12 protein-coding genes are annotated in these 13,912 nt (G+C 52.2%); all 12 read left to right on the forward strand.

Features of this window, described 5'->3' with window-relative positions:
• The first annotated feature begins 3 nt into the window (after positions 1-3).
• The 12 genes from rsmH to ftsQ all read left to right on the forward strand — a co-directional run bounded on the left by rsmH (position 4) and on the right by ftsQ (position 13,912).
• Positions 4-945, forward strand: coding sequence for a 16S rRNA (cytosine(1402)-N(4))-methyltransferase RsmH (rsmH, locus tag BSPA111_RS19310; protein ID WP_183272764.1), 942 nt, complete (start codon positions 4-6; stop codon positions 943-945).
• Complete coding sequence (ftsL, locus tag BSPA111_RS19315; RefSeq protein ID WP_183272765.1) at positions 942-1,307, forward strand: cell division protein FtsL; 366 nt, start codon at positions 942-944, stop codon at positions 1,305-1,307. Before rsmH ends, ftsL begins: the two co-directional genes overlap by 4 nt.
• Positions 1,308-1,322: 15 nt before the next feature.
• Positions 1,323-3,089, forward strand: coding sequence for a peptidoglycan glycosyltransferase FtsI (locus BSPA111_RS19320; RefSeq protein WP_183272766.1), 1,767 nt, complete (start codon positions 1,323-1,325; stop codon positions 3,087-3,089).
• Positions 3,076-4,563 carry a UDP-N-acetylmuramoyl-L-alanyl-D-glutamate--2,6-diaminopimelate ligase gene (murE, locus tag BSPA111_RS19325; RefSeq protein ID WP_183272767.1) on the forward strand — a complete coding sequence of 496 codons (1,488 nt, stop codon included), beginning with the start codon at positions 3,076-3,078 and terminating at the stop codon, positions 4,561-4,563. Before BSPA111_RS19320 ends, murE begins: the two co-directional genes overlap by 14 nt.
• A complete protein-coding gene (murF, locus tag BSPA111_RS19330; RefSeq protein WP_183272768.1) occupies positions 4,560-5,918 on the forward strand; it encodes a UDP-N-acetylmuramoyl-tripeptide--D-alanyl-D-alanine ligase in 1,359 nt (452 codons plus the stop codon). Before murE ends, murF begins: the two co-directional genes overlap by 4 nt.
• The gene (mraY, locus tag BSPA111_RS19335; protein WP_183272769.1) at positions 5,912-6,994 is read left to right on the forward strand and encodes a phospho-N-acetylmuramoyl-pentapeptide-transferase; all 1,083 of its coding nucleotides are present in this window, start codon (positions 5,912-5,914) and stop codon (positions 6,992-6,994) included. Before murF ends, mraY begins: the two co-directional genes overlap by 7 nt.
• Positions 6,995-6,996: 2 nt before the next feature.
• Positions 6,997-8,313, forward strand: a complete 1,317-nt coding sequence (gene murD / locus BSPA111_RS19340) for a UDP-N-acetylmuramoyl-L-alanine--D-glutamate ligase (RefSeq protein ID WP_183272770.1) — start codon at positions 6,997-6,999, stop codon at positions 8,311-8,313.
• Positions 8,313-9,557, forward strand: coding sequence for a cell division protein FtsW (ftsW, locus tag BSPA111_RS19345; protein WP_183272771.1), 1,245 nt, complete (start codon positions 8,313-8,315; stop codon positions 9,555-9,557). Before murD ends, ftsW begins: the two co-directional genes overlap by 1 nt.
• Positions 9,554-10,621, forward strand: coding sequence for an undecaprenyldiphospho-muramoylpentapeptide beta-N-acetylglucosaminyltransferase (murG, locus tag BSPA111_RS19350; RefSeq protein WP_183272772.1), 1,068 nt, complete (start codon positions 9,554-9,556; stop codon positions 10,619-10,621). The genes ftsW and murG overlap by 4 nt, the downstream gene beginning before the upstream one ends.
• Before the next feature lie 67 nt (positions 10,622-10,688).
• Positions 10,689-12,164, forward strand: coding sequence for a UDP-N-acetylmuramate--L-alanine ligase (murC, locus tag BSPA111_RS19355; protein ID WP_183272773.1), 1,476 nt, complete (start codon positions 10,689-10,691; stop codon positions 12,162-12,164).
• Entirely contained in the window at positions 12,157-13,077 is a 921-nt protein-coding gene (locus BSPA111_RS19360) for a D-alanine--D-alanine ligase (protein ID WP_183272774.1), read from the forward strand. Before murC ends, BSPA111_RS19360 begins: the two co-directional genes overlap by 8 nt.
• Position 13,078: 1 nt before the next feature.
• Positions 13,079-13,912 (forward strand): cell division protein FtsQ, encoded by an 834-nt coding sequence (gene ftsQ / locus BSPA111_RS19365; protein ID WP_183272775.1) that lies wholly within the window; start codon positions 13,079-13,081, stop codon positions 13,910-13,912.

A 13,912-nucleotide genomic window follows, 5' to 3' on the forward strand; every position in this document is an offset into this window, starting at 1 on the left:
ATAATGATGGAAAATTTTAAACATACTTCGGTGCTGCTTGATGAGGCCGTGAATGGTCTCAACATTCGTCAGGATGGCATCTACATTGATGGCACGTTTGGTCGTGGCGGACATTCTCGATTGATTCTTTCCCAACTGGGACCAGAAGGACGCCTGCTGGCTATCGACCGTGACCCGCAAGCCATTGCAGCAGCACAAGCAATTGATGACCCGCGCTTCTCCATCATTCATGGACCTTTCTCTGAATTAGCTCAATACGCAAGCGAACGCGATTTGCTGGGCAAAATTGACGGTATTCTTTTGGATTTGGGTGTCTCCTCGCCTCAGCTTGATGATGCCGAACGTGGCTTCTCGTTTATGCGTGATGGCCCGTTGGATATGCGCATGGATCCGACTCGCGGCCAATCTGCGGCAGAATGGTTGCTTAGCGCTGATGAAGCGGATATCGCCTGGGTTATCAAAACCTTCGGTGAAGAAAAATTCGGCAAACGTATTGCGCGCGCCATTATTGAGCGTAACCGCGAACAGCCAATGACGCGTACCAAAGAACTGGCAACGGTTGTGGCTGCGGCAATGCCGGTCAAAGACAAGTTCAAACACCCGGCGACGCGCACGTTCCAGGCTATCCGAATCTGGATCAACAGTGAACTTGAAGAAATTGAACAGGCGCTCAAAGGTTCAATTCCAACACTGTCACCAGGTGGTCGTCTGTCGATCATCAGTTTCCACTCTTTGGAAGATCGAATTGTTAAGCGCTTTATGCGTGAAAACACCCGTGGGCCGCAAGTTCCTGCGGGGCTGCCAATGACTGAAGCACAACTGAATAAGCTCGGCGGCAGATATTTAAAATCCATTGGCAAAATGATGCCGGGTGATGAAGAAGTGGCGGAAAACCCGCGCGCGCGTAGTTCGGTACTGCGCATCGCTGAAAGGACAAACGCATGATCAACAAAGTGGCAGAAGCCCTCACTAAAGTTACTGGCCAATTGAGCAGTGGCGAACGCCATGCACTACCAGCGGTGATTGGTGGTGACTTGCTGCGTAATGGGAAAATGCCACTGATTTTGTTTACCGCCATTATCGTAACAGCCATTTTCGTTGTAACGACCGCGCACCATACCCGTCTGCTCACCGCACAGCGTGAGCAAATGGTGGTGGAACGTGATGCGTTAGATATCGAGTGGCGTAACCTGATTCTGGAAGAAAACGCACTGGGCGATCATAGCCGGGTGGAGCGGGTCGCGACGGAAAAGCTGCAATTGCAGCATGTTGACCCATCGCAGGAAAACATCGTAGTTCAGCAATAAGGAATCGCGTGACAGATGAGAGCAGCGGCAAAAACGCTTAAACCGAAACGCCAGGAAGAACAGGCCAACTTTGTAAGTTGGCGTTTTGCGTTGCTTTGCGGTTGCATTTTGCTGGCGCTGGTTTTCCTGTTGGGGCGCGTTGCCTGGCTGCAAATCATCGCGCCGGACATGTTGGTACGTCAGGGAGATATGCGTTCCTTACGTGTACAGGAAGTTTCGACTTCTCGAGGCATGATTAGTGACCGTGCGGGCCGACCATTGGCAGTTAGTGTGCCGGTTAAAGCCATTTGGGCCGATCCGAAAGAGCTGCATGACGCGGGGGGTATTACGCTGGATAACCGCTGGAAAGCGCTGGCCGATGCACTGAAAATCCCTCTTGATCAGCTCGCTTCCCGAGTGAACAGCAACCCTAAAGGCCGCTTTATTTATCTGGCTCGTCAGGTGAATCCAGATATTGGCGACTACATCAAAAAACTCAAACTCCCAGGGATTCATCTGCGCGAGGAATCTCGTCGCTACTATCCTTCTGGCGAAGTCACCGCTCACCTTATTGGTTTCACGAACGTCGATAGTCAGGGGATTGAAGGTGTTGAAAAAAGCTTCGATAAATGGCTGACCGGCCAACCTGGCGAGCGAATCGTACGTAAAGACCGCTTTGGTCGCGTCATCGAAGATATCTCCTCAACCGACAGCCAGGCCGCTCATAACCTGGCTTTGAGCATTGATGAACGCCTGCAGGCACTGGTTTATCGTGAGCTAAACAACGCCGTGGCTTTCAACAAGGCCGAATCGGGCAGTGCAGTACTGGTAGATGTGAATACCGGTGAAGTATTGGCGATGGCAAACAGCCCGTCCTATAACCCAAATAATTTAAGTGGAACCCCGAAAGACATCATGCGAAACCGTACCATTACGGACGTTTTCGAACCGGGTTCAACAGTTAAGCCAATGGTGGTCATGACAGCGCTGCAACGTGGTGTCGTGCGTGAAAATACCGTCCTGAATACCGTGCCGTACCGCATCAATGGTCATGAGATCAAAGATGTGGCGCGCTACAGCGAATTGACCCTTACCGGGGTACTACAGAAGTCGAGTAACGTCGGGGTTTCCAAACTGGCGTTAGCGATGCCCTCCTCAGCGTTGGTAGATACTTACTCACGTTTTGGATTGGGAAAAGCGACCAATTTGGGGTTGGTCGGAGAACGCAGTGGCTTATATCCGCAAAAACAACGGTGGTCTGACATAGAGAGGGCCACCTTCTCTTTCGGCTACGGGCTAATGGTAACGCCGTTACAGTTAGCGCGTGTCTACGCAACGATAGGCAGCTACGGCGTGTATCGCCCGCTGTCGATTACGAAGGTTGATCCTCCGGTTCCAGGTGAGCGTATTTTCCCTGAACCGTTGGTTCGTACCGTCGTTCATATGATGGAAAGTGTGGCATTGCCTGGTGGTGGTGGCGTGAAAGCGGCTATCAAGGGTTACCGCATTGCAATTAAAACCGGTACTGCGAAAAAAGTCGGTCCGGATGGACGTTATGTTAACAAATACATTGCTTACACCGCAGGCGTAGCACCAGCCAGTAATCCGCGATTCGCATTGGTAGTGGTAATTAACGATCCTCAAGCAGGTAAATATTACGGTGGTGCCGTCTCTGCACCTGTGTTCGGTGCCATCATGGGCGGCGTTCTGCGCACCATGAATATCGAACCGGATGCTCTGGCGACAGGTGAAAAAAGTGAATTTGTAATTAATCAAAAAGAGGGATCAGGTGGCAGATCGTAATTTGCGCGACCTTCTCGCTCCGTGGGTACCAGCGCTACCTGCGAGAGCTCTGCGAGAAATGACACTCGATAGTCGCGTGGCGGCATCGGGCGACCTTTTTGTGGCTGTAGTCGGTCATCAGGCGGACGGGCGTCGATATATCCCGCAGGCAATAGCGCAAGGCGTAGCCGCTGTCGTTGCTGAAGCTGAAGGCGAAGCAACGGATGGCGAAGTCCGTGAAATGCACGGTGTGCCGGTTATTTATCTGAGCCAATTGCATCAACGTCTTTCTGCTCTGGCAGGGCGTTTTTACAACGAGCCTTCAAGCGCATTACGTTTGGTTGGTGTGACCGGGACTAACGGTAAAACCACGACCGCGCAACTGCTTGCTCAGTGGAGCCAGTTGTTAGGCGAAACCAGTGCGGTAATGGGTACTGTGGGTAATGGCCTGCTCGGCAACGTGAAACCAACTGAAAACACCACCGGTTCTGCCGTTGATGTACAGCAAGTGCTTGCTAACCTTGCAGATCAAGGGGCGAGCTTCGCCGCCATGGAAGTTTCCTCACATGGCCTGGTTCAGCATCGTGTTTCCGCTCTGAAATTTGCCGCCAGTGTGTTCACCAACTTAAGTCGTGACCACCTCGATTACCACGGGGATATGGCAGGCTACGAAGCGGCCAAATGGCTGCTGTTCTCTGAACATGATTACGGCAATGCCATCATCAATGCTGATGATGAAGTCGGACGCAATTGGTTAACGCGTTTACCTGACGCCGTTGCTGTCACGATGGAAGATAATTTACAGCCAGGCTGTCGTGGCCGTTGGTTGAAAGCAACCAATGTGCAGTATCACGATGGTGGGGCGACTGTTCGCTTCAGCTCTTCCTGGGGCGACGGTGAAATCGAAAGCCGCCTGATGGGCGCATTCAATGTCAGCAACTTGCTGTTAGCGTTGGCAACTCTGCTAGTGCTGGATTATCCCCTTGAAGAACTGCTGAAAACGGCACCGAGTCTGCAACCCGTTTGTGGACGTATGGAAGTTTTCAGCGCACCGGGTAAACCGACGGTAGTGGTGGATTATGCCCACACGCCGGATGCTCTGGAAAAAGCACTGCAAGCGGCGCGTTTACATTGCAGCGGTAAGCTGTGGTGTGTCTTTGGTTGTGGTGGTGACAGGGATAAAGGCAAGCGTCCAATCATGGGTGGTATTGCTGAACAGTATGCTGATGTTGTGGTTGTCACCGATGACAATCCGCGTACCGAAGAGCCGAATGCGATTGTGGCTGACATTTTGGTTGGCATGCTGGATGCAGGTCGTGCGCATGTGGTTGCGGGCCGTGCTGAAGCAGTAACCAACGCGATTATGCAGGCGAAAGAAAATGATGTCGTTCTGCTGGCAGGCAAAGGCCACGAGGACTATCAGATTGTTGGGGTGCGCCGTCTGGACTACTCCGACCGCGTCACTGCCGCCCGCTTGTTGGGGGTTGTGGCATGATCCGCGTTTCATTAAGCCAACTCGCCACTGTTTTGCAGGGTGAATTGCACGGGGCCGATGCCGACATCATTGATGTCACCACTGACACGCGCAAATTAACCCCTGGCTGCCTGTTTGTTGCCTTAAAAGGCGAGCGCTTCGATGCCCACGATTTTGCGCAAGATGCGGTCAGCGGTGGGGCAGGGGCGCTGCTGGTTTCCCGTAAGCTGGATGTTAATGTTCCACAGCTTGTGGTAGCGGATACACATCAAGCATTCGGCGAACTGGCTGCCTGGGTTCGTCAGCAGGTTCCGACACGTATTGTTGCGTTGACCGGCTCTTCTGGAAAAACCTCCGTAAAAGAGATGACCGCCGCGATTTTGCGCGAATGCGGTAGTACTTTATATACAGCCGGAAACCTGAATAACGATATTGGCGTGCCAATGACGTTATTACGCCTCACACCAGAATATGAGTATGCGGTCATTGAGCTGGGTGCAAACCATCAGGGTGAAATCGCCTGGACGGTGGGCTTGACGCGCCCGGAAGCGGCATTGGTCAACAATTTGGCGGCTGCACACCTTGAAGGTTTTGGTTCGCTTGCGGGTGTTGCGAAAGCGAAAGGTGAGATTTTCGCTGGCTTGCCTGCAAACGGCATCGCTATTCTCAATGCCGATAATAATGATTGGCTGAACTGGCAACAAACCATTGGCGAGCGCAAAACCTGGCGCTTCTCACCCAATGCAACCGGCAGCGATTTCACCGCGACCAATGTGCATATCACTGCCCATGGCACTGAGTTCACAATCAAAACGCCAATTGGCGACGTTGATGTGAATTTGCCACTTCCTGGGCGCCATAACATTGCTAACGCACTGGCTGCAACGTCACTTGCAATGGCGGTAGGTGCCTCGCTGGAAGCGGTTAAAGCAGGTCTTGCCGACTTAAAAGCTGTTCCTGGACGTTTGTTCCCGATTCAACTTTCTGAAAACCAACTTCTGCTTGATGACAGTTACAACGCCAATGTGGGGTCGATGACCGCCGCAGCACAGGTGTTGTCAGAAATGCCGGGCTTCCGTGTGATGGTTGTTGGGGATATGGCTGAGCTTGGTGATGAATCTGTAGAGTGCCATCGTCAGGTAGGCGAAGCTGCGAAAGCGTCCGGCATTGATTGCGTACTGAGCGTGGGCACACTGAGCGAAACAATCAGTCTGGCCTCTGAAGTGGGTGAACATTTTACCGATAAACCCTCTTTAATCGCACACCTGAAGGCGTTACTCGCCGAGCATTCGATGATGACTATTTTAGTGAAGGGTTCACGTAGTGCCGCCATGGAACAGGTAGTACGCGCATTACAGGAGAATGGAACATGTTAGTTTGGCTGGCCGAACACTTGGTCAAATATTATTCCGGCTTTAACGTCTTTTCCTATTTGACGTTTCGCGCCATCGTCAGCCTGCTGACTGCTCTGTTCATCTCGTTATGGATGGGGCCGCGTATGATTGCCCGTTTGCAGCAACTTTCTTTCGGCCAGGTCGTGCGTAATGACGGTCCTGAATCCCATTTCAGTAAGCGCGGAACACCAACGATGGGCGGGATTATGATCCTGACTTCTATCGTTATTTCCGTATTGATGTGGGCATACCCGTCTAACCCTTATGTCTGGTGCGTATTGTTCGTACTGGTCGGCTATGGTGCGATTGGCTTTGTCGATGATTACCGTAAAGTGGTGCGCAAAGATACTAAAGGCTTGATCGCCCGCTGGAAATATTTCTGGATGTCCGTCATCGCGTTGGCTGTGGCCTTCACGATGTACAGCGCAGGGAAAGGAACGCCAGCCACCGAGCTGGTTGTGCCGTTCTTTAAAGACGTGATGCCTCAGCTTGGCCTGTTTTATGTGCTGCTGGCGTATTTCGTTATTGTCGGCACCGGCAATGCGGTAAACCTGACCGATGGCCTCGATGGCCTGGCTATCATGCCTACTGTGTTGGTGGCATCCGGTTTTGCGCTAGTCGCGTGGGCAACAGGTAACATTAAGTTCGCTGAATATCTGCATATTCCTTATCTGCGCCACTCCGGCGAACTGGTTATCGTCTGTACGGCGATCGTGGGGGCTGGGCTTGGTTTCTTGTGGTTTAACACCTATCCAGCGCAAGTGTTTATGGGCGATGTTGGCTCTCTGGCACTGGGCGGTGCGCTCGGGACTATCGCCGTATTGCTGCGCCAGGAATTCCTGTTAGTGATTATGGGCGGGGTGTTTGTTGTTGAGACACTTTCGGTCATCTTGCAGGTTGGCTCCTTCAAATTGCGCGGGCAGCGCATTTTCCGTATGGCCCCGATTCATCACCATTATGAATTGAAAGGTTGGCCGGAGCCGCGAGTCATTGTGCGCTTCTGGATTATTTCGCTCATGCTGGTCCTGATTGGCCTGGCTACCCTGAAGGTGCGTTAACCATGGCTGATTACCAGGGTAAAAAAGTCGTTATTATCGGGTTGGGCCTCACCGGCCTTTCCTGCGTGGATTTCTTCCTTGCGCGTGGTGTGACGCCACGCGTGATGGACACCCGCATGACACCGCCTGGACTTGAAAAACTACCAGAAGCAGTGGAACGACATACTGGCTCACTCAATGAAGATTGGTTGTTAACGGCTGACTTGATTATTGCCAGCCCTGGTATTGCTATTGCCCATCCAGCGCTGAGTCGTGCTGCAGAAGCGGGCGTTGAGATAATCGGCGATATCGAACTCTTCTGCCGTGAAGCGACAGCACCGATTGTGGCGATCACCGGTTCGAACGGTAAGAGCACTGTCACCACTTTGGTTGGTGAAATGGCCAAAATGGCGGGCGTAAATGTAGGTGTAGGCGGAAATATCGGCTTGCCTGCCTTGATGCTGCTAGATCAAAACCGCGAGCTATATGTACTGGAGCTTTCCAGCTTCCAACTGGAAACCACTCATAGCCTGAAAGCAGCGGCGGCAACCATTCTCAACGTGACTGAAGATCATATGGACCGTTATCCGTTTGGTCTGCAGCAATACCGTGCGGCCAAATTGCGCGTTTATGAAAACGCCGCTGTGTGTGTAGTGAACGCGGATGACGCATTGACGATGCCTGTACGTGGTGCAGACGATCGTTGCGTTAGCTTCGGTGTAGACGTCGGTGACTATCATCTCAACCATCAGCAGGGCGATACCTGGCTGCGGGTGAAAGGTGAGAAAATCCTGAACACCAAAGAGATGAAAGTGGTGGGGCGCCATAACTACACCAACGCACTTGCTGCATTGGCGTTAGCGGATGCGGTGAAACTACCACGCTCCAGCAGCCTGAAAGCCCTGACGACCTTCACCGGTCTTGCTCACCGCTTCCAGCTTGCATGGGAACGTAACGGCGTACGCTGGATTAACGATTCCAAAGCGACCAACGTTGGTAGCACTGAAGCGGCGCTGAACGGTTTGCAGGTCGAAGGGACACTGCACCTGCTGTTGGGCGGTGACGGTAAATCTGCTGATTTCTCCTCACTTGCTCAATACCTGCAAGGGCCAGCGATTCGGCTTTATTGTTTTGGTCGTGATGGTGCGGAACTTGCTGCATTGCGTCCTGACGTTGCAGAGCAAACTGAAACGATGGCGCAGGCAATGAAATTAATTGCCGCTCGTGTACAACCTGGCGACATGGTTCTGCTCTCTCCGGCGTGCGCGAGCCTCGATCAGTTCAAAAACTTTGAGCAACGCGGTGACCAATTCACCTTACTTGCGAAGGAGCTTGGCTGATGCGCTTCTCTCTGCCTCGCCTGCGTATGCCAAGACTGCCGGGATTTGCCGTCCTGAGTTGGCTTGCGTCAGCAATTAAAGGCTGGGTGATGGGCTCCCGCGAGGCCGACTCAAATAACATCGTAATGTATGACCGCACCATGCTATGGCTGACTTTCGGGCTAGCTGCGGTTGGTTTTATTATGGTGACATCCGCGTCAATGCCTGTCGGGCAACGCCTGGCGAATGACCCATTCTTGTTTGCTAAACGTGACGGTCTGTACATCATTCTGGCGTTTGTGCTGGCGTTGTTCACCCTGCGTTTGCCGATGGATTTCTGGCAGCGTCACAGTACCGCGCTGCTGTTGTTATCTATTGCTATGTTGTTGATTGTGTTGGTTGTTGGTAGCTCGGTTAACGGTGCGTCACGTTGGATTGCTTTTGGTCCACTGCGTATTCAGCCCGCTGAGTTCACTAAGTTGTCGCTGTTCTGCTATCTCGCCAACTACCTGGTTCGTAAGGTTGATGAGGTGCGCAATAACCTGCGTGGCTTCCTCAAACCGATGGGGGTTATCCTGGTTCTGGCCGTGTTACTGCTGGCACAGCCCGATCTTGGTACGGTGGTTGTACTGTTTGTTACTACGCTGGCGATGTTGTTCCTGGCGGGTGCCAAACTCTGGCAGTTCCTCGCCATCATTGGTATGGGTATTTCCGCAGTTGTGCTGTTGATCCTTGCTGAGCCGTATCGTATTCGCCGCGTAACATCCTTCTGGAATCCGTGGGATGACCCGTTTGGTAGCGGCTACCAGCTAACACAATCTCTGATGGCATTTGGTCGCGGTGAATTGTGGGGGCAGGGGTTGGGCAATTCGGTACAAAAACTCGAATATTTACCGGAGGCTCACACCGACTTCATCTTCTCAATTATCGGAGAAGAGCTGGGATATATCGGTGTGGTGCTGGCATTATTGATGGTATTCTTCGTGGCTTTTCGTGCGATGTCCATCGGTAAGCGGGCGCTCGAAATGGACCAGCGCTTTGCTGGTTTCTTAGGCTGCTCCATCGGGGTCTGGTTTAGCTTCCAGGCGCTGGTAAACGTGGGTGCTGCGGCGGGGATGTTACCAACCAAAGGTCTGACATTACCCCTGATCAGTTACGGTGGTTCAAGCCTGTTAATTATGTCTACAGCAATCATGATGTTGCTGCGTATTGATTATGAAACACGTCTGGCTAAAGCGCAGGCGTTTACGAAAGGTGTGCGATGAGTAATCAAACCCGGCGGTTAATGGTGATGGCTGGTGGGACCGGTGGGCATGTATTCCCTGGTCTTGCCGTAGCGCATCACTTAATGGCTCAGGGCTGGCAAGTACGCTGGCTGGGAACCGCTGATCGTATGGAAGCAGATTTAGTTCCTAAGCATGGAATTGAGATCGATTTTATTCGTATTTCAGGTTTGCGTGGGAAAGGCCTGAAAGCCATGTTGCTGGCACCCGTGCGGATTTTCAACGCCTGGCGCCAGGCTCGTGCAATCATGAAGGCTTATCGCCCTGACGTTGTTCTGGGAATGGGCGGTTATGTCTCTGGTCCTGGCGGGCTGGCGGCCTGGTCGCTTGGCATTCCGGTCGTGCTGCATGAGCAAAACGGGATTGCTGGGCTGACCAACAAATGGTTGTCAAAAATTGCCAAAAAAGTGATGCAGGCATTTCCAGGTGCATTCCCGAATGCTGATGTAGTGGGCAACCCGGTTCGTACCGATGTGTTGGCTCTGCCTTTGCCGCAAGAACGTTTAGCGGGGCGTGAAGGCCCGGTTCGGGTGTTGGTTGTCGGTGGTTCTCAGGGCGCACGCGTGCTGAACCAGACCATACCGCAAGTTGCTGGTCGCCTGGGCGACGCTGTCACTATTTGGCACCAGTGTGGCAAAGGTGGTCAGGAAGCGGTGCAGCAGGCTTACGTACAAGCCGCACAGCCACAGCATAAAGTCACTGAATTTATTGATGATATGGCCGCTGCTTACGCGTGGGCCGATGTCGTGGTATGTCGTTCCGGAGCGTTAACCGTAAGCGAAATCGCGGCGGCAGGATTACCTGCACTGTTTGTTCCCTTCCAACATAAAGACCGGCAGCAGTACTGGAATGCACTGCCACTGGAAAAAGCTGGAGCGGCAAAAATACTGGAGCAACCGCAGTTTACCGTGGATGCCGTTACCCAAACGCTCGCCGGGTGGGACAGAGCAACGTTATTGGCAATGGCCGAACGTGCGCGTGCTGTTTCCATTCCCGATGCCACAGAGCGGGTAGCAAAAGAAGTGAGCGCCGCAGCACTGGCGTAATCATTGTGGGTGGCTGTTTTGCCCATGAATATTTGAAGTAATGGCGTTTGACGCTGCAGGTTAGAGAATGAATACACAACAACTGGCGAAACTGCGTTCTATCGTGCCCGAGATGCGTCGCGTCCGGCACATTCACTTTGTTGGCATCGGCGGCGCCGGTATGGGCGGTATTGCCGAAGTTTTAGCTAACGAAGGTTACCAGATCAGCGGGTCTGATTTGGCTCCGAACCCGGTTACTCAGCAGTTGTCGGCGCTGGGCGCCACGATTTATTTTAACCATCGCCCGGAAAACGTGCTTGATGCGAGTGTTGTGGTGGTTTCTACCGCAATCTCTATGGATAACCCAGAAATTGTCGCGGCTCATGAAGCGCGTATCCCTGTTATCCGTCGTGCTGAAATGCTGGCAGAGTTGATGCGTTTTCGTCATGGCATCGCGATTGCCGGGACACACGGTAAAACCACAACCACAGCGATGGTTTCTAGTATTTATGCAGAAGCAGGTCTTGATCCTACTTTTGTTAACGGTGGCCTGGTTAAAGCCGCAGGAACGCATGCCCGTTTAGGCAACAGCCGTTACCTGATTGCTGAAGCTGATGAGAGTGACGCGTCATTCCTCCATTTGCAGCCAATGGTTTCCGTGGTGACGAATATCGAAGCCGATCATATGGATACCTACCAGGGCGACTTCGAAAATTTAAAACAGACGTTTATTAACTTCCTGCACAACTTGCCGTTTTACGGTTTGGCGGTCATGTGTGTGGACGATCCGGTTATCCGCGAGCTACTGCCGCGTGTGGGACGCAAAACCACCACTTACGGTTTTAGCGAAGATGCTGACGTTCGTGTAGAAAATTATCACCAGAAAGGGCCGCAGGGTCATTTCACTATCGCGCGTCAGGGCAAGCCTGCATTGCAAGTCACGCTGAATGCGCCAGGTCGCCACAATGCATTAAACGCCGCTGCTGCGGTGTCAGTGGCGACAGAAGAAGGCATTGATGATGCTGACATCCTGCGTGCGCTGGAGAGCTTCCAGGGTACAGGGCGTCGCTTCGATTTCCTCGGCGAGTATCCGCTTGCCGAAGTGAATGGCAAAGAAGGCACCGCCATGCTGGTTGATGACTATGGTCACCATCCAACTGAAGTGGATGCCACCATTAAAGCGGCACGTGCGGGCTGGCCGGATAAAAATCTGGTTATGATTTTCCAGCCACACCGTTTCACGCGTACTCGTGATTTGTACGATGATTTTGCTAACGTATTGTCACAAGTTGATTCTTTGCTGATGCTGGATGTTTATTCTGCTGGCGAAGCGGCGATTCCTGGTGCTGATAGCCGTTCACTGTGCCGCACGATTCGTGGGCGTGGAAAAGTTGACCCAATTCTGGTTCCTGATGCAAGTCAGGTTGCAGATGTTTTAGCACCCGTTTTGTCGGGAAATGACTTGATCCTGGTGCAAGGTGCAGGAAATGTTGGGAAAGTTGCCAGAAACCTGGCTGAATTTAGATTGCAGTCCCACACTAAGGAAGGAGACCAACATGGCTGATAAAATTGCAGTCCTGCTGGGCGGAACTTCCGCTGAACGTGAGGTGTCTTTGCAATCAGGTGCGGCGGTTCTTGCAGGCCTGAGAGAAGCAGGAATTGACGCGCATGAAGTCGACCCGAAAAATACGCCAGTTACTGAGCTAAAAGCGCAGGGTTTTGACAAAGTATTTATTGCCTTACATGGCCGTGGCGGCGAAGACGGAACCCTTCAAGGGCTGCTGGATTTCCTAAAACTGCCTTACACCGGTAGCGGCGTGATGGCTTCAGCTATCACCATGGATAAGCTGCGAACCAAATTGTTGTGGCAAGGTGCAAATTTACCGGTAGCTCCATCGGTCGCATTAACGCGACGTGATGTGGAAGCGGGCATTTGCGCAGGTACGGTAGAACGTATTGCAGGCCTGGGGATGCCAGTCATCGTTAAGCCTAGTCGCGAAGGCTCAAGCGTCGGTATGTCGAAGGTCGACAATGTTGCGGCACTGCCAGCAGCACTTGAACTGGCCTTCAAACATGACGAAGAAGTGTTGATCGAAAAATGGTTAAGCGGCCCTGAATACACGGTCGCTATCCTGGGCGAAGAAATTTTACCGTCTATTCGTATCCAACCCGCCGGAATTTTCTATGATTATGAGGCGAAGTATCTCTCTGATGAGACTCAGTATTTTTGCCCAAGCGGTTTAATTGAGCAGCGCGAGCAAGAATTGCAGGCTTTAGTGCTGCAAGCCTGGCAAGTTTTGGGTTGCAGCGGTTGGGGACGTGTAGATGTCATGTTAGATAGCGATGGACAGTTTTACCTGCTGGAGGTTAATACCTCTCCAGGCATGACCAGCCATAGCCTGGTGCCGATGGCAGCTCGTCAGGCTGGGATGACATTCTCTCAACTGGTCGTGCGTATTCTGGAGTTGGCAGACTGATATGTCGCAAGCAGCTCTGAATACGCGTAATCGCCAGGAAGAAGAAGAAACCAGTTCTCGTCGCAGTAACGGTGGGCGACTGGCCGGGATAATTTTCCTGAGCGCAGTACTGTTTACGGTATTTATTGGCGGCTGGATTGTCGTGGGCTGGATGGAGGATGCGCAGCGCCTTCCACTGTCTAAGTTGGTGGTTACTGGTGAACGGCATTACACCCGTAACGATGATATTCGTCAGTCAATTCTGGCACTGGGTCCGCCTGGCACCTTCATGACCCAGGATGTGAATATTATCCAACAGCAAATTGAACGTTTGCCATGGATTAAGCAGGCGAGTGTGAGAAAGCAGTGGCCTGATGAATTGAAGATTCATCTGGTTGAATATGTGCCCATCGCGCGCTGGAATGATCAGCATATGATTGATGCGCAAGGAAATGCGTTCAGTGTTCCAGCCGAACGTGCTGTAAAGCAGACTTTACCTATGTTATCTGGACCGGAAGGCAGTGAAGGTGAAGTATTGCAAGGCTTTCGCGCAATGGGCGATGTGCTGGCAAAGGATAAATTTACATTGAAAGAAGCGGCAATGACCGCTCGTCGTTCCTGGCAATTGACGTTGAATAATGGCATTAAGCTTAACTTGGGCCGGGGCGATACGATGAAACGCTTGAGTCGCTTTGTGGAGCTTTACCCTGTTCTGCAGCAGCAAGAGCAAGCCGACAATAAAAGGATTAGCTATGTCGACTTGCGTTATGACTCAGGCGCGGCAGTGGGATGGCAACCTGCTCCCGTAGAAGAACCTAATCCTAATCAGCAACAGAATCAGGCACAGGCAGAATAA

It is taken from the genome of Buttiauxella sp. A111 (assembly GCF_014189855.1).
Taxonomy (GTDB): domain Bacteria; phylum Pseudomonadota; class Gammaproteobacteria; order Enterobacterales; family Enterobacteriaceae; genus Buttiauxella; species Buttiauxella selenatireducens.